Annotated in this window: 15 protein-coding genes; 6 read left to right on the top strand and 9 right to left on the bottom strand. The window is 67.7% G+C overall.

Annotated features, from left to right (window positions below):
* Window positions 1–3: 3 nt before the first annotated feature.
* The 3 genes from HNO53_RS00905 to HNO53_RS00895 are packed head-to-tail and all read right to left on the bottom strand — an operon-like array spanning window position 4 to window position 5161.
* Window positions 4–3183, bottom strand: coding sequence for an efflux RND transporter permease subunit (locus HNO53_RS00905; RefSeq protein WP_209475447.1), 3180 nt, complete (start codon window positions 3181–3183; stop codon window positions 4–6).
* Window positions 3180–4547: an efflux RND transporter periplasmic adaptor subunit gene (locus tag HNO53_RS00900; RefSeq protein WP_209475445.1), complete on the bottom strand. Its 1368-nt coding sequence runs from the start codon at window positions 4545–4547 to the stop codon at window positions 3180–3182. Before HNO53_RS00900 ends, HNO53_RS00905 begins: the two co-directional genes overlap by 4 nt.
* Entirely contained in the window at window positions 4544–5161 is a 618-nt protein-coding gene (locus HNO53_RS00895) for a TetR/AcrR family transcriptional regulator (protein WP_209475443.1), read from the bottom strand. The genes HNO53_RS00900 and HNO53_RS00895 overlap by 4 nt, the downstream gene beginning before the upstream one ends.
* 153 nt (window positions 5162–5314) lie before the next feature.
* Here HNO53_RS00895 and ubiU point away from each other — a divergent pair, with 153 nt between their 5' ends.
* From ubiU to HNO53_RS00865, 6 genes are all read left to right on the top strand, one after another.
* Window positions 5315–6310, top strand: coding sequence for a ubiquinone anaerobic biosynthesis protein UbiU (gene ubiU, locus HNO53_RS00890; protein ID WP_209475441.1), 996 nt, complete (start codon window positions 5315–5317; stop codon window positions 6308–6310).
* An 8-nt stretch (window positions 6311–6318) separates the two neighbouring features.
* Complete coding sequence (locus HNO53_RS00885) at window positions 6319–7233, top strand: U32 family peptidase (protein WP_209475440.1); 915 nt, start codon at window positions 6319–6321, stop codon at window positions 7231–7233.
* Between the two features lie 190 nt (window positions 7234–7423).
* On the top strand, window positions 7424–9154 hold the full coding sequence (locus HNO53_RS00880; RefSeq protein ID WP_209475438.1) for a ribonucleoside triphosphate reductase: 1731 nt from the start codon (window positions 7424–7426) through the stop codon (window positions 9152–9154).
* A gap of 63 nt (window positions 9155–9217) precedes the next feature.
* Window positions 9218–9382: an anaerobic ribonucleoside-triphosphate reductase gene (gene nrdD, locus HNO53_RS00875; RefSeq protein ID WP_209475436.1), complete on the top strand. Its 165-nt coding sequence runs from the start codon at window positions 9218–9220 to the stop codon at window positions 9380–9382.
* A 57-nt stretch (window positions 9383–9439) separates the two neighbouring features.
* Window positions 9440–10189: an anaerobic ribonucleoside-triphosphate reductase activating protein gene (locus HNO53_RS00870; protein ID WP_209475434.1), complete on the top strand. Its 750-nt coding sequence runs from the start codon at window positions 9440–9442 to the stop codon at window positions 10187–10189.
* Window positions 10190–10308: 119 nt separating this feature from the next.
* A complete protein-coding gene (locus tag HNO53_RS00865) occupies window positions 10309–10554 on the top strand; it encodes a hypothetical protein (RefSeq protein ID WP_209475432.1) in 246 nt (81 codons plus the stop codon).
* A gap of 3 nt (window positions 10555–10557) precedes the next feature.
* Here HNO53_RS00865 and cdd read toward each other — a convergent pair whose 3' ends face one another.
* The 6 genes from cdd to HNO53_RS00835 are packed head-to-tail and all read right to left on the bottom strand — an operon-like array spanning window position 10558 to window position 16394.
* A complete protein-coding gene (gene cdd, locus HNO53_RS00860; RefSeq protein ID WP_209475430.1) occupies window positions 10558–10965 on the bottom strand; it encodes a cytidine deaminase in 408 nt (135 codons plus the stop codon).
* The gene (deoD, locus tag HNO53_RS00855) at window positions 10962–11690 is read right to left on the bottom strand and encodes a purine-nucleoside phosphorylase (protein WP_209475428.1); all 729 of its coding nucleotides are present in this window, start codon (window positions 11688–11690) and stop codon (window positions 10962–10964) included. The genes cdd and deoD overlap by 4 nt, the downstream gene beginning before the upstream one ends.
* A 10-nt stretch (window positions 11691–11700) precedes the next feature.
* Window positions 11701–12951 carry a phosphopentomutase gene (locus HNO53_RS00850; protein ID WP_209475426.1) on the bottom strand — a complete coding sequence of 417 codons (1251 nt, stop codon included), beginning with the start codon at window positions 12949–12951 and terminating at the stop codon, window positions 11701–11703.
* Window positions 12948–14309 (bottom strand): thymidine phosphorylase, encoded by a 1362-nt coding sequence (gene deoA, locus HNO53_RS00845; RefSeq protein ID WP_209475424.1) that lies wholly within the window; start codon window positions 14307–14309, stop codon window positions 12948–12950. Before deoA ends, HNO53_RS00850 begins: the two co-directional genes overlap by 4 nt.
* Window positions 14309–15082, bottom strand: a complete 774-nt coding sequence (gene deoC / locus HNO53_RS00840; RefSeq protein ID WP_209475423.1) for a deoxyribose-phosphate aldolase — start codon at window positions 15080–15082, stop codon at window positions 14309–14311. The genes deoA and deoC overlap by 1 nt, the downstream gene beginning before the upstream one ends.
* 40 nt (window positions 15083–15122) lie before the next feature.
* On the bottom strand, window positions 15123–16394 hold the full coding sequence (locus HNO53_RS00835; protein ID WP_209475421.1) for a NupC/NupG family nucleoside CNT transporter: 1272 nt from the start codon (window positions 16392–16394) through the stop codon (window positions 15123–15125).
* Between the last annotated feature and the right edge of the window lie 199 nt (window positions 16395–16593).

Genomic DNA, 16593 nt, shown 5'->3' with positions numbered 1-16593 from the left:
GGCTCAAGCCGACCTATGGGATGCCCTACCGGCATCCCGTTGCCCACCTCCTGCCGGATCAATGCGTGACCTACCGCTTTGCGGATCGCTGCGTGCCTTGCGGTCGATCCACCCCCAGTCGTCGAACAACACGTAGAGCGCCGGGATCGCCACCAGCACCAGCACGGTGGCGCTGAGCAGCCCGAACACGACCGAAATCACCAGCGGCTTGATGGCCGCCGCCTGGGTGCTGGTCTCGGCCAGCAGCGGCAGCAGGCCGGCAATGGTGGTGAAGGAGGAGATCAGAATGGCCCGCAGCCGGTCGCGGCTGGCCTGCCCCGCTGCCGCCGACGCCGCCATGCCCTGCTCGCGATGCGCCTTGATGAACTGGATCAGCAGGATGGCGTTGTTGACCACGATGCCGGCCAGCGATGCCGCGCCGATCAGCGACGGCAGGGAGAGGTAGTACCCCATCAGCACGTGACCCCACAGCGCCCCGATGAACGCCAGCGGGATCGACAGCATGACGATCAGCGGTTCGACGTAGCTGCGGAACTGGAACGACAGCACCACGAAGATGCCCAACAGGCCGATCAGCAGGGCGCGACGGATCGAGCCGCCGGTCTCGGCGGCGCTGGCGACCTGCCCCTCGAAGAACACCTCCACCTCGGGGTGCCGCGCCTGGAAGGCCTGCAGCCAACCGCTGCTCTGCAGGTCATCGACGATGGCCTGGCCGCTGGCCTGGCGGGCGTCGACGTTGGCCTCCACGGTGACGGTGCGCCGTCCGTCGATGCGGGTAATGCGCGCCCACTCGCGGCGCTCCTCCACATCGGCGACGACGGAGAGCGGCACCCGGCTGCCATCGGGCAGCGAGAGCGTCTGGTCCGCCAGGTCATCGCGCCCGTCGCGGTCGCTCTCGGCCTGGCGCACCAGGACCTCGACCTCCTGCTCACCGATACGCTGGGTATCGGCGATTTCGCCGAGCAGGGCCGCACGCAGTTGGCCGGCCACCTCCTCGGCGGTGAGTCCCAGGCCGTGGGCCCCTTCAGCCAGGGAATAGGCGCGCTGAGGCTTGCCCAGACGCAGGTCGTCGATCACGTTGTAGACCGCCGAGTAGCTCCCGAGGTGTGCGGTCAGCTCCGCCGCCGCCGCCTTGATGGCATGCAGGTCTCCACCAGCCAGACGCACCTCCACCGGCACCCCGGCGGGACCGAAGCCGGGCTCCTGGATGATCAGGCGTTGCAGACCTTCGACCTGACCGATCGCCTCGCGCCACGCCTCGGTCAGCGTATCGAGGGTAACGCTGCGCCGCTCGGCGGTCAGCAGGTCGACACTGACCGTCGCCACGTGCGGCCCCGTCTCTCTGGCACTGGGGTTGTGGTTGAAGCGTACCTGGATCGCCTCGACCAGTGGAGCGCCCTCCGGCTGATCGGGCGAATAGCGCGCATCGAGTTCGCGCATGGCCGTCTCGACCCGCTCGGCCACGGCCTCGGTGCGGGCCAACGGCGTCCCTTGGGGCATCAGGATACGCGCCTCCAGCACGTCACCGTCGATGGCGGGCATGGCCTCGCTGCCGATGTGACCACCGGCCATGAAGCCGACCGAACCCAGCAGCACGGCCAGCATGGTGCCCAGCACCGCATGGCGCCAGCGGATCGCCCCATCGGCCAGCCGCCCCACCCCTTCGCGAAAACGGACGAAGTACCTCTCGAATGCGCTACGGAAGCGCGAGTCATGCCCCGCCTGGTGAGGCGCCAGGCTGCCCTTGAGATGATGGGGCAGGATCCAGAATGCCTCGACGAGACTCGCCGCCAGGGCAGCGATCAACACGACCGGCAACACTTCCAGCACGGCGCCCAGCTCACCGGCCAGGAAGGAGAGCGGGACGAAGACCGAGGCAGTGGTCAGGAACGACGACAGCACCCCCGGGAGCACCTGGCGGGTGCCGGCCACCACGGCCTCCAGCGGGGTGGCACTCTCCTCGGCGTGGGCGACGATGTTGTCGGTGATGACGATGGCGTCGTCCATGACGATACCGATGGCCATCAGCAGCGACACCAGGGTAATCATGTTGATCGACAGGCCGGTGAGCGCCATCACCACGAAGGCGCCCATGAAAGCCGCCGGCAGCCCCAGCACCGCCCACAGCGCCAGACGGGGCCGAAAGAACAGGCTCATCGTCAGCATCACCAGCACCAGGCCCATGATGCCGTTGACGACCAGCATTCGCAGGCGGTCGCGAACGATGCCGGTCATGTCCTGGGTCAGGGTCAGCGAGATCCCCCCATCGAAGCGGCGCCGCTCCGCCGCAATCAGTGCCTCGAGGCGCGCCTTCACCGCCAGGGCATCGTCACGCAGGCTCTTGTTCACCTCCAGCACCAGCGCCGGCTCGCCGTTGAAGCGAAGCGTCTCTTCCTCGCGCTCGCCGGTCTCGGTGAGAGTGGCGATGTCGCCCAGGGTCAGTTCGCCGCCGGCGGGATCGGATAGCACCACCAGGCGCTCCAGTTCACGCAACGAGCGCCGCTGGTCGCTGAAGCGCAGCAGGATGTCGCGATCCGGCGTCTCCAGGGTGCCCAGCGGCAGGTCCAGGTTCTGGGCGGCGATGCGTCGCGCCAGCTCGCGTGCCGAGAGACCGTACTGGCCGAGCACCTCGGCGGGAACCTCCACCTGCCACTGGCGCTGGGACATGCCGTGGATCGCCACGTCGGCGACTCCGGCCAGCGCCATGATGCGCTCCTCGAGGCGCAGGGCGTACTCCTCGAGCTGGCGGGGAGGCATGTCGGCCGAGACCGCAATCGCCGCGACCGGGTCGCTACGATGCAGCTCACGCACCACCGGCGTCTCGGCTCGTGCGGGCAGTTCGGTGATCGCATCGATCTCGGTATCGATCTCGCTGAGGAAGCGCAGGGCATCGCCATCGGCCTGCATGGTGGCAGTGGCGCTGGCCAGGTTGTCCTGGGCCACGCATACGAACTCATCGAGGAACCGGACGCCGTTCACCGCCTCGTGCAGGCGGCGGCACACGGCATCCTCGACGTCGGCGGCACTCGCCCCGCGATAGACCACCTCGATGCTCACCTCCACCGGCCGATAGTCGGGAAAGGTTTCGCGCTTGAGCGAGGGGATCGAGAAGAGGCCTGCGGCCAGCAACAGGATCAGCAGCAGATTGGCCGCCGTGGGATGGCCGGCAAACCAGCGGATCATGGTGCCTCTCCACGGGCCTGGGCGGCCATGTGCGCTTCGAGGTCCTCGTCGCGCCGCGGGGAGAGCCGCCTACCTTCGATCGCGGTGGTGAGATCGTCGACCACCACCCGTTCGCCGGATGCCAGGCCGGCGGCGATCACCGCCAGGTCGGCCTGCTCGAAGGCAACGGTTACCTGGCGTCGTACCAGGCGGTCATCGTCATCCACCAGGGTCAGCTCCCCCTGGCGGACGGCGCTGGCCGGCACGGCCAGCAACGGCTCTCGGCTCGGTGTGGCCAGGCGCACCCGGGTATACATGTCGCGCTGCAGCGGCGGGCGATCGGGGGGCATGACATTCTGATAGGGATCCTCGACACGAACCACCGCGCGCACGGTGCGCGTGGCGGGGTCCAGGCCGCTGGCGATGCGCACCAGCCGCCCCGTCCAGCCCACGCCCTCGGCACCGACCAGGGCCACCTCGGCCTCGATCGCCGCCAGCGCCAAGCGCTCGCTCAGCTCCAGCGCGCTCGGGGGCGGTTCGAGAGGCACCGCGCCCGCCAGCAGTCGTCGCATCATGGCAATGGGAATATGCGCCTCCACCTCGGCTGCTGCCAGGCTGTCGGCCTCGAGCAGCCGCTGTCCCGCCGTCACGTACTGATACCTTTCCACGGCCACCTCATCGAGGCGCAAGTCGTAGGGGGCCAGGATGCGGGTGTCCTCGAGATCGCGCCGGGCCTGGGCCAGGCGTGCGGCAACTCGCTCACGCTGCGCCTCGAGCACCTCCCGCCGCGTCGGCATCAGGGCCAGGCTGTTCTCCAGCGAGGCGACTGCCTGGCGCTGATTCAGCGTACTGCGTCGCTGCTCGTCGCGCCGCGAGGTAGAGACCGAACCGTTGGCCGCCAGGCGCTCGATGCGCGACAGCTCCTGTTCGGCCAGGGTGAGCGCCTCCTGCTCGAGCGACAGCAGCCGTCTTGCGTTGTCGGCTTCGGTTTCGAGCTGCGCCAGTTCGGCGGCCAGGCTGGCCAACTCCGCCTCGGCCTCGGCGATGGCCAGCTCGTAGCGACTGGGGTCGAGTGCCACCAGCAGGGTGCCCTCGCCCAGCATGGTGCCACTCGTTAGCGCCGGATGACGCTCCACCACGTGCCCCGCCACGCTGGCCACGGCCTGCCAGGTCTCGGCCGGACGCGCGACACCGTGGCCGCGCGCCTCGAGGCGAAATTCCAGGGGCCGGGCCTCGATGACCCTCACCGGGAGGGCCGACGGCGCCTCTTCCTCGCGCTCGGGAGCCTGGCGGTTGGCCATGAGCCAGGCCAGCAGCACCGCGCCCACTACCACACCGCCGAGCACCGCCAGTGTCCGTCCCAGATACTGCCGAGGGCGACTCATGGAGCCTCCTCGCACCCGGCATGGATGCCATGGCAGTAGAGAACGAAAGCCCCCTGGGCCCGCTGAGCAACGTGATCCACGCTGCCGAGCATGAGCGACTGCACGACCAGCCCCTGGATGGTGCCGATGAACTGCGTGGCAGCGGCCTCGATATCCAGCCCATGGCGCAGCTCACCGCTCGCCTGGGCCTGTCTCAGCAGTTGCTCGACCCGCTCGCGGTAGCGGAACAGCAGCGAGCGGACCAAACGGCGTGCCGGAGTCGGCCGCGCATGCTGCAGTTGGCCCATCAACAGGCGCGGCACGCCGGGGTGCTCGACGATGAAGGCGATATGGGCATGAAACATTGCCTCCAGCGCCGCGAGGGGACCGTCGGCCTGGGCAGCGGCGGCATCCAGGCGCTGCATCACCCGCTCGCCCACCCAACCGACCACCGCCTCCCAGATGGCATCCTTGCTCGGGAAGTGACGAAACAGCGCGCCCTGGGTGACCCGCATGTGCTTGGCGATGGCACCCGTGGTGATATGGGCCGGGTCGTCTCGTGCGCTCAACTCGATGACCGTCTCGATCGTGCGCTCCCGGCGGGCCTCGGCGGAAAGGCTGCGTTTGGTGGTCATGGACTTCGCCCTAAGATAGTAATTGATTACTATCTTAGGGCGAAGTCCCGTCCCTTGCCAGTGCTATCCCGCTTCGCCATGACCCTCATCAAAAGCCGCTCTCGCGTAGTCGACTAGCATGGTCGGGTTTACCCAGACTGCGAGGAGAGCGACATGGAGCTCGTCTGCCCGGCCGGCAACCTGCCGGCCCTGAAGCGGGCGGTGGATGAAGGCGCCGATGCCGTCTACTTCGGCTTCCAGAACGCCACCAACGCGCGGCAGTTCGCCGGCCTCAACTTCACCGACAAACGCGCCCGCGAAGGCATCGACTACGCCCATGCCCGCGGCAAGCGGGTGTTCTGCGCCATCAACACCTATCCGCAGCCCGACGGCTGGCACCAGTGGACCCGCGCCGTTGACCAGGCCGCCGAGCTGGGCGTCGACGCCCTGATCATGGCCGACATGGGCCTGCTCGACTACGCCGCGCGGCGCTATCCGGATCTCGCCCGCCACCTCTCGGTGCAGGGTTCGGCCACCAGCCACGAGGCGTTGCGCTTCTACCACGACCAGTTCGGCATCAAGCGCGCCGTGCTGCCACGGGTACTCTCCATCACCCAGGTGCGCGACTTGGCCAGGCAGAGCCCGGTGGAGCTCGAGGTGTTCGCCTTCGGCAGCCTGTGCATCATGGCCGAGGGACGCTGCTACCTGTCGTCCTATCTCACCGGCGAATCGCCCAATACCCGCGGTGTCTGCTCGCCGGCGGCCCACGTGCGCTGGGAGGAGACGCCCCAGGGACTCGAGTCGCGCCTCAACGGCGTGCTGATCGACCGCTACGGCGAGGGCGAGCGCGCCGGCTACCCCACGCTGTGCAAGGGACGCTTCGAGGTGGGTGGCGAGACCTACCATGCCATCGAGGAGCCCACCAGCCTCAACACCCTGGAGCTGCTGCCGGAACTCGCCGAGCTGGGCATCAGCGCGGTGAAGATCGAGGGCCGCCAGCGCAGTCCGGCCTACGTGTCGAAGGTGGCCGGGATCTGGCGCCAGGCACTGGATCGCCAGGCGAAGACGCCCGAGCGCTTCCACCCCGACCCCGCCTGGATGGCCGGCCTCGGTGAGGTCTCCGAGGGCGCCACCACCACGCTGGGCGCCTACGAACGCCGCTGGAAATAGGAGGTTTCATGTCATCCGATTCCCTGCAGCTCGCCCTGGGCCCGGTGCTGTTCTATTGGACCCGCGAGCGCTACGCCGACTTCTACCGCGAGGCCGCCGACTGGCCGGTGGAGATCGTCACGCTGGGCGAGTCCGTCTGCTCGCGCCGTCGTGACATGAAGCTCGACGACTGGCTCGGCATCGGCCGCGAGCTGGTCCAGAGCGGCAAGCAGGTGGTGCTGGCGAGCCAGACCCTGATCGAGTCCGAGGCCGACCTGCGCGACCTGCGCAAGCTGTGCGACAACGGCGAATTCAGCGTCGAGGCCAACGACCAGAGCGCCGTGCAGCGACTCGCCACCGCCGGTTTGCCCTTCATCGCCGGTGCGGCGCTCAATCTCTACAATCCGGCTTCGATCGGCGTGCTGGCCCGCGCCGGCATGCAGCGCTGGCAGGCACCGGTGGAGATGTCGCGCGACGATCTCGCCCGGCTGCTCGCCGACAGCAAGGCCGAAGGGCTCAACGCGCCCTGCGAAGTGTTCGCCTACGGCCACCTGCCGCTGGCCTGGTCGTCGCGCTGCTTCACTGCGCGGCGCCACCAGAAGCCCAAGGACCGCTGTCAGTTCGTCTGTCAGAAGTACCCCGAGGGCCTGGCGCTGCGCTCACAGGAGTCGAAGGAGGTGTTCACCCTCAACGGCATCCAGACCCTCTCCGGCGCCTGCCAGGACCTACGCTACGAGATCAAAGACATGACCGCGATGGGCGTGGCCGTGGCGCGCCTGAGCCCCCGTGCCGAGGGCATGGCCGAGGTGGTCGCCGCCTTCGACGCCGCCCGCCGCGGTGAGCTGCCCGCCGCCGACCCGCTCAGCCTGGTCGAGGCCGAGGTGTGCGACGGCTACTGGCACGGCCGCCCGGGCATGGACAACACCCGCCTGCCCGCCGGTTGAGCCGCATGCCATGAGTGCCTTTGCGGCCGTCTTCGAGCCCCGCCAATCGGCGGGGCTCGTCGTTCGCCAGCGTCCCAACTGGCCCTTTTCTGACCTGGATCATTTCCTCCCGCTGTCGAAGGCACTAGCCTTCACACACCATATGTTGTGTTCAGAAACCGAAAACGGCAGTACATATAGGGAGATAACGGTGAACGCCCCGACAAGCCAGGCCGGCTCGCGCCGCATCGACGTCGCTTCGACCGTCAACGAATACCTCGACCGCGCCGACTGGCGCGTGCACGCCAACGCCAACCAGGGCTACTCCCTGGGCGGGCTGATCCTCAACGTCTCGGGCAAGCTGATCGCCAACTACTGGCTCGACGAGGTCTACCCGGCGGAGGTCGGCACCGCCCACCGCGAGGGCGATCTGCATATCCACGATCTCGACATGCTGTGCGGCTACTGTGCCGGATGGTCGCTGCGCCAACTGCTGATCGAAGGTTTCAACGGCGTGCCCGGTCGCGCCGAGAGCGACCCGCCCCGCCACCTCTCCAGCGCCCTGGGGCAGATGGTCAACTTCCTCGGCACGCTGCAGAACGAGTGGGCCGGCGCCCAGGCCTTCAGCTCCTTCGATACCTATCTCGCGCCCTACGTGCGCAGGGACGGCCTCGGTTACCCGGCCGTCAAGCAGGCGATCCAGGAGTTCATCTACAACCTCAACGTGCCGTCACGCTGGGGCAGCCAGACCCCTTTCACCAACCTCACCTTCGACTGGGTGTGCCCGGCAGACCTGCGCGACCAGGTGCCGATCGTCGGCGGCGAGGAGCAGCCTTTCACCTACGGCGAGCTTCAGGCGGAGATGGACCTGCTCAACCGCGCCTACCTGGAGGTAATGGAGGCGGGCGACCGCCAGGGACGAGTGTTCACCTTCCCCATTCCTACCTACAACATCACCCCGGATTTCGACTGGGAGAGCGATAACGCCGAGCGGCTGTTCGCGCTGACCGCCAAGTACGGCCTGCCCTATTTCCAGAACTTCCTAAACTCCGACCTGGAGCCGCACATGGTGCGCTCCATGTGCTGCCGCCTGCAGCTCGATCTTTCCGAGCTGCTCAAGCGCGGCAATGGCCTGTTCGGCAGCGCCGAGCAGACCGGCTCGCTGGGGGTGGTGACGCTCAACTGCGCGCGGCTGGGCTACCGCTTCGCCGGCGACCGGGCAGGCCTGCTGCACGAACTCGACCGCCTGCTGGCGCTGGGCCGCGACAGCCTGGAGCTCAAGCGCGAGCGCATCCAGCAGTGGATGGACGCAGGGCTCTACCCCTATACCCAGCGTTACCTGGGCACCCTACGCAACCATTTCTCCACCCTGGGCGTGAACGGGCTCAACGAGATGGTGCGCAACTTCTCCGACGACCGCTATGACATTACCGCCCCCGAGGGGCGCCAGCTCGCCCTCGAAGTGCTCGACCACGTGCGCGCCAGGATGCAGGCATTCCAGGCCGAGACCGGCCACCTCTACAACCTGGAGGCGACCCCGGCGGAGGGCACCACCTACCGCTTCGCCCGCGTCGACGCCGAGCGCTTTCCGGGAATCCTCCAGGCCGGAACCCCGGAGGCTCCCTACTACACCAACTCCAGCCAGCTGCCGGTGGGCCATACCGACGACCCCTTCGAGGCGCTGATCCACCAGGACCCGCTGCAGACCCGCTACACCGGTGGCACCGTACTGCACCTTTACATGCGCGAGCGGCTCTCCAGCGCCACCGCCTGCCGCAAGCTGGTTCACACTGCGCTGTCGCGCTTCCGTCTGCCCTACATCACCGTGACACCGACTTTCTCGATCTGCCCGGTACACGGCTACCTGGCCGGCGAGCACGAGTTCTGTCCCAGGTGCGACGAAGCATTGCTGGCAAGACGCGCCGCGGCCAGCCCGGCCTGAGCGCTTTCATCGACCTGCCGTGCGTTCAACCACGGCTCATCAACCATCGGAAGGAGCCAAGAAATGACCCACATCGACACTCTGCCCACCGAGCAACGCCAGCGCTGCGAGGTCTGGACCCGCGTAATGGGCTACCACCGCCCGGTCAGCCAGTTCAACGTCGGCAAGCGCGCCGAGCATCGCGAGCGCCGTCACTTCACCGAGCGGGACGTCGCCCTGACGCCCTGATCGCCTGGCCTGCCGGGCCCTGAGCCCGGCATTCACGCCCCAAGCCGAGGAAGCCCCATGATCGCCTCCGACCTCGACCCGCCCGTTCTCGCTCCTCTCGACGGCATCCGCCTGCCCATCGCCGGCATGACCCAGATGACCACCCTGGACTATCCGGACCACCTGGCCTGCGTGGTGTTTCTTCAGGGCTGTCCGCTGCGCTGCGGCTACTGCCACAACGGCCACATGATGCCGCCGCGCCGCGGCGACGAGCGCGAGTGGCAGGCGGTGCGGGCGTTTCTGGAGGAGCGCCGGGGGCTGCTCGAGGCGGTGGTCTTCAGCGGCGGCGAGCCGACGCTGCACAACGCCTTGCCAGCCGCCGTCAGTGAAGCGAAGGCGATGGGCTTCAAGGTGGGCCTGCACACCGCCGGCCCCTATCCGGCGCGGCTCTCGCGCTTGTTACCGAATCTCGACTGGGTGGGACTCGACGTGAAGGGACGTGGTCGCGATTTCGATCGTATCTGTGGGCGCCCCGGCATCTGGCAGCGCAACAGCCAGAGCCTGACGGCGCTGCTCGACGGCGATATCGCCTTCGAATGTCGCACTACCGTGCACTGGCGCGACTTCGACCTCGCCGACGTGGAACGCCTGGCATTGACCCTGGCCGACTGCGGCGTTCGCCGCTACGCCATCCAGGTGGCTCGCACCCGGCAATGCCTCGACCCGGCCTACTGCCAGCCGGTGGAAAACGCGCCGCCGCGGGCCATGCTTGCCGGGCTGGTGAAGCGACTGGCACCGCACTTCGAGCGTATCGAACTGCGTGAGTGAGCCAAGCCGAGTGAAGCGCCACAGGGTGTGGTTAGCTTCCTGACCCCGAAGGTAAAGAAAAAGCCGTTGGAAACATGGACTACCCTGAAGAGGAACACTTGAGCAGCATGGAGGTGGATATGCTGAACAAATTGGGTATCGCCTTGTATTTTCTGTTCTGGGCAGCGGCCATCGTCGTGCTCTTTGCCCTGGGAGCGGGGCTGTTCTATCTGTTCGTCATCGATCAGTACCCCCTCAGCTGGGACTTTGTCTCGGGCAGTCTGTTCTTCATCATCCTTGCGGTCATCTTCTGGATCTGTGCCCAGGCATCGAGGCACTACCTCACGGAGGGAGGGTCATCACCACCTGACAGCAGCGCATCGTGAATCTCAGTAGCCGAGATTCTCCGGGCCAAAGGCATCGGGCAATAGCTCAGCGATGGTGTAGCGCTTGAGCAGCTTCCCCTTGGCATCGACTACGTGGATGAGTGTCTTGGCATCGGCAAATTCGCGGATACGCTGGCGGCAGTCGCCGCAGGGCGAGCACAGGTGCGCGCCGGGACCGATGACGTAGACATTCCGCAGGCGCCGCTCTCCGGCGCTGATCATGGCGGCGATAGCGGAGGCTTCGGCACATAGGCCCTTGTAGTGAGCCACCTCGACGTTGGCGCCGAAGTAGCGCGCGCCGCTTTCGCTCTCGACCATGGCGCCCACCGGATGCTGAGAGTAGGGCGCGTAGGCGTTGCCGCGCGCCGCAACCAGCGCACCGACGATGGCCGGATCGACGGTTTCGCTCATGCTACCCCCGTCGCGTCGTCGCGTAGCACCGCGTCCAGCGCTACCTCGACCATCTCGTTCAAGCTGCGCTCGCGGGCCTCACTGGGCAACGATTCGCCCTTGAGGATGTGATCGGAAACCGTGCAGATGGTCATCGCCCGGCCGCCGAACTCCGCCGCCACGCCGTAGAGCCCCGCCGCCTCCATCTCTACGCCGATGATGCCGTAGCGCTTCATCAGTTCGAACAGCTCGCCTTGGGGGTTGTAGAACAGGTCGGCCGAGAACAGGTTGCCCACCTTGACCGGCACGCCCTGGGCCGCAGCGGCATCCACCGCGTGGCGTGTCAGTTCGAAATCGGCGATGGCGGCGAAGTCGTGGCCCATGAAGCGAGTGCGATTGACCGCCGAGTCGGTGCTCGCACCGAGGCCGATCACCACGTCGCGCACCGCCACGTCGTCGCGCACCGCTCCGCAGGAGCCGACCCGGATCAGGCGCTTCACGCCATAGTCTGTGATCAACTCCTTGGCATAGATGGAGACCGAGGGGATGCCCATGCCGTGGCCCATCACCGAGATGTCGCGGCCGCGGTAGCGCCCGGTATAGCCGAGCATGTTGCGCACGCTGTTCACCTCGCGGGCGTCCTCGAGGAATGCTTCGGCGATGTACTTGGCGCGCAGCGGGTCGCCGGGCATCAGCACGGTGTCGGCGAAGATGCCACGTTCGCCCTGGATATGGGGAGTCGCCATGTCGAGGCTCCTATGCAGCGAGAGGGTCGGGTTGAGGTGGAGAGGCAATAAAACTCGTGCCGTCGGCCATGGGCGCCAGGCCCAGGTGCTCCGCCAGGCTCTGGCCGATGTCGGCGAAGGTCTCCCGCGCGCCCAGCGAGCCGGGGGCGAGCCCCGCGCCCAGCACCAGCACCGGCACCCGTTCGCGGGTGTGGTCGCTGCCGTGCCAGGTGGGATCGCAGCCGTGGTCGGCGGTGATCACCAGCAGGTCGTCGTCGCGCAGCCTGGCCAGCAGCTCGGGCAGCCGTGCATCGAACGCCTCCAGCGCGGCGGCATAGCCCGCCACGTCGCGGCGATGGCCGTAGAGGGTGTCGAAGTCGACGAAGTTGGTCATCACCAGCGAACGCTCGCCGGCCTCCTCCAGGGCGGCCAGGGTGGCGTCCATCAACGCATCGTGGCCGCTGGCCTTGAGCGTGCGTGTCACGCCGCAGTGGGCGTAGATGTCGGCGATCTTGCCGATGGCGATAACCTCGCCGCCGTCGCTCTCGAGCTTCTGCAGCACCGTGGGCGCGGGCGGCTCGACGCTGTAGTCGCGGCGGTTGGCGGTGCGGGTGAAGTCTGCCGCACTCGCACCGACGAAGGGCCGCGCGATCACCCGGCCGATGTTGTAGGGCTCGAGCAAGCGCCGGGCGGTCTCGCACAGGGCGTAGAGCCGCTCGAGGCCGAACGACTCCTCGTGGGCGGCAATCTGGAACACGGAGTCGCCCGAGGTGTAGACGATGGGCTTGCCGCTGGCCATGTGCTCCTCGCCGAGCCTAGCGATGATCTCGGTGCCCGAGGCGTGGCAGTTGCCCAGCACGCCGGGCAGGTCGGCCTCGCGTTCGAGCGCCTGGAGCAGCTCCGGCGGGAAGCTGTCCTCGAGATCGAAGAAGTAGCCCCAGTCGAAGCGAACCGGCACGCCGGCGATCTCCCAATGGCCCGAGGGGGTATCCTTGCCCGAGGAGATCTCGCGGGCATGGCCGTAGGCGCCGATCACCTCGGCTGGCACCTCGACGCCCTCGGCCCAGGCGCCGGTGCTCTCGCAGTGGGCATGGAACAGCCCCAGCCGGCCCAGGTTGGGCAATGCCAGCGGGCCCCTGCGCGTATCGTCGTCGCATTGCCCTCGGGCGCAGGCGGCGGCGATATGGCCCAGGGTATCGGCCCCGGCATCGCCGAAGTCCACCGCATCCGGCGCCCCGCCGATGCCGAAGGAGTCGAGTACCAGTACGATGGCGCGAGTCATGGCGCCTCCCGACGCATCACGTCTTGAATGAGTGTAGGCAGTCTGACGTCGGCACCACCGACGTCGTTCACTTCGATGGCCGCATGCAGTTGGCTGGCGGCACGCTCGGCCTCCGTCTCGCTTCTGGCGTGGACCCAGGCCAGCGGGCGCTCGCCGTCGACCCTCTGGCCGAGGGCGGCGATACCGGTCAGGCCAACGGCATGATCGATGGCATCGTCAGGCGCACGCCGCCCGCCGCCCAGCGTGACCACGGCGAGGCCCACCGCACGGGTGTCGATGCGCGTCACGCGACCGCTGCGCTCGGCATGCACGGGGCGCACGATTGGCGCCCGGGGCAGGTAGCGTTCGTGGTGTTCGAGCAGGTCGGTGGGACCGCCCAGCCCCGCTACCATGCGCGCGAAACGCTCGGCGGCGGCACCTGAGGCGAGCCGATCATCGAGCAGGGCCAGAGCGGCATCGCGCTCGTCGGCCAGCCTGCCGGCCAGCAACAGCTCGGCGGCGAGTTCGCGGGTGACGTCGAGCAGTCGGCCGCCGGTTTTTTCACCGGTGAGAAGCGCAATCGCCTCGCGCACTTCGACGGCGTTGCCGGCGCAGGGCGCCAGCGGCTGGCTCATGTCGGTGAGCAGCGCGGTGGTCGGCGTACCGGCACGGCTCGCCACCTCGGCGATGGTCTCCGCCAGCTCTCGCGATTTCTCCTGGGTGGGCATGAAGGCACCGCTGCCGGCCTTGACGTCCATCACCAGGGCATCGAGGCCGCAAGCGAGCTTCTTGCCCAGTATCGAACTGACGATCAGCGGCAGCGACTCCACCGTGGCGGTGACGTCACGGATGGCGTAGAGCCGGCGGTCGGCCGGCGCCAGCTCGGCGGTCTGGCCGACGATGGCCACGCCCGCCTCGCGCACCAGAGCGCGAAAGCGCTCCCGCGGGGGAGCGATGTCGTAGCCGGGAATCGCCTCGAGCTTGTCCAGGGTGCCGCCGGTATGCCCCAGGCCGCGGCCGGAAACCATCGGCACGAAGCCACCGCAGGCGGCGATCCATGGGCCCAGCACCAGCGAGACGAGATCGCCCACCCCACCGGTGGAGTGCTTGTCGAGCACCGGCCCCGACAGGTCCAGTTCCGAGCCCAGGCCGCGCCACGCCAGCACCTCGCCGGAGTCGCGCACGGCCTCGGTCAGTGCCACCGTCTCGGCGGCGTTCATTCCGTTGAGGTAGATCGCCATGGCCAGCGCGCCGACCTGGGCGTCGGACAGGCCGCCGTCGGCAATGCCGCCCACCAGCTCACGAATTGCCTCGACCGAGAGCGCCTGGCCGTCGCGCTTGGCACGGATCAGCTCCTGGGGAAGAGCACGGAAAGCCATCAGTAGCCCTCCGGCGAGCCTTTGTCTTGCCCGACACCCAAGGTCTCGAGCAGGCTGCCGAGCAGCCCCGAGGCACCGAAGCGGAAGTGTGCCGGCGTGATCCAATCCGCGCCCATCACCTGCTCGGCGAGGCGCAGGTAGGCGGCGGCATCCTCGGCGGCGCGCACTCCGCCGGCGGCCTTGAAGCCTACGTCGCTCCCGCTCGCCTTGATCGCAGTGAGCAGGATCTTGGCCGCGTCCAGCGTGGCATTGACTGCCACCTTGCCGGTGGAGGTCTTGAGGAAGTCGGCACCGCCGTCGATGGCCAGCATGCCGGCGCGCTCGATCAGCCCGGCCTCCTTGAGCTCGCCGGTTTCGAGGATCACCTTGAGCACGGCGTCGCCGCACTCGCGCTTGCAGGCGGCGACCAGCTCGCGGCCGACCTCGGCATCGCCGGCCATCAGCGCGCGGTAGGGAAACACCACGTCGACCTCGTCGGCTCCCGCGGCGATGGCCGCCCGGGTCTCGGCCGCGGCACGCTCGATATCGGCCTCGCCGTGGGGAAAGTTGGTCACCGTGGCCACCTTCACCGTGCCGGCCAGGCCCTGCTCGGCCAATGCCTCACGGGCAGTCCTCACGAAGGCGGGATAGATGCACACCGCCGCCGGGTGACCCGCCGGGGTATTGGCGCGGGCGCACAAGTCGCGAATGACGGCCTCGCTGTCGTCGTCGTTGAGGCTGGTGAGATCCATCAGCGCCAAGGCCTGGCGTGCGGCCTGCTGCAGTTCGGTCATGTCATTACCTATAGCGTACGGAGTGAGGTCGTGGCAGCCATCAGATCACGCCCCCCAGGGAGAGGAAGAAACCGGCGATGGCCGCCGACATCAGGTTGGAGAGCGTGCCGGCCAGCACCGCCTTGATGCCGAAACGGGCAATGTCGTGGCGCCGGCTCGGCGCGATGCTGCCCAGCCCGCCGAGCAGGATGGCGATCGATGAGAGGTTGGCGAAGCCGCACAGGGCGAAGGAGAGGATCGCCACGGTGTGACCGCTCATGGCCTGGCCGGTATTGGTCACCATCGAGGTGCCCTCGACGTAGGGCGACAGATTGATGAAGGCGACGAACTCATTGACCACCAGCTTCTGGCCGATGAAGGAACCGGCCAGGGTTGCCTCCTCCCAGGGCACGCCGAGCACGAAGGCAAGCGGCGCGAACAGCCAGCCGAGGATCAGCTCCAGGCTCAGCTGCTCGACGCCGATCCAGCCGCCCACGCCGCCGAGCATGCCGTTGATCAGCGCAATCAGGCCGATGAAGGCGAGCAGCATGGCGCCGACATTGGCTGCCAGCCGCAGCCCCGAAGTGGCCCCGGTCGCCGCGGCATCGAGAATGTTGACCGGCTTGTCCTCTTCCTCGATGACCTCGTTGGCCTCTTCGACGTCGTCCACCGGCTTTTCGGTCTCGGGCATGATCAGCTTGGCGAACAGCAGCCCGCCGGGGGCGGCCATGAACGAGGCCGCGACGAGATACTCCATGGGGATGCCCAGCGCCGCGTAGCCGGCCAGTACCGAGCCGGCCACCGAGGCCAGCCCGCCGCACATCACCGCGAACAACTGGGAGGGGGTCATGCGGGCGATGAAGGGGCGCACCACCAACGGAGCCTCGGTCTGGCCGACGAAGATGTTGGCCGTGGCCGAGAGCGATTCGGTGCGCGAGGTACCCAGCGCCTTCTGCAGCGCTCCGCCGAGGATGCGGATCACCCACTGCATGATGCCGATGTAGTAGAGCACGGCAATCAGCGACGAGAAGAAGATGATCACCGGCAGCACCTTGATGGCGAAGACGAACCCGATGTTGTCGACATCGGCCAGCCCGCCGAAAAGGAAGTCGATACCGTCGTTGGCATAGAGCACCACCTGGCTGACCCCGGCGGAGATGGTCTGCAACACCGCCTGACCGAACGGTACGTAGAGCACGAAGGCGCCGATGCCGGCCTGGATGGCGAAGGCACCGCCCACGGTTCGCAAACGAATGTCACGGCGGTTGGAGGAAAAGACGAGGGCGATGACGATCAGCGTCGCCATGCCGACCAGGCTCATGATGGCAGTCATGGGAGGGTCCTTCCGTTCGTGCTGGGTGGGCCGTGCATGGGCCGCACCCGGTTGGATGCACTTGGTTATAGTAGGAAGCGTATGGCGCTAACGCTAAGACGCAAAGACGCGCTAGATCATGCAAATGTTAAATCTATAACATTCGGTGTGACACTTCCAACATCCGCGGTGCCAGACGCAACGAGGCCGCCACGCAGCG

Origin of the sequence: Billgrantia antri (assembly GCF_017868935.1) — a bacterium.
In the GTDB taxonomy this organism is placed as follows: Bacteria; Pseudomonadota; Gammaproteobacteria; order Pseudomonadales; family Halomonadaceae; genus Halomonas; species Halomonas antri.
The sequence above is the reverse complement of the archived record's forward strand: the minus strand, read 5'-3'. Positions and strand labels throughout refer to the sequence as shown.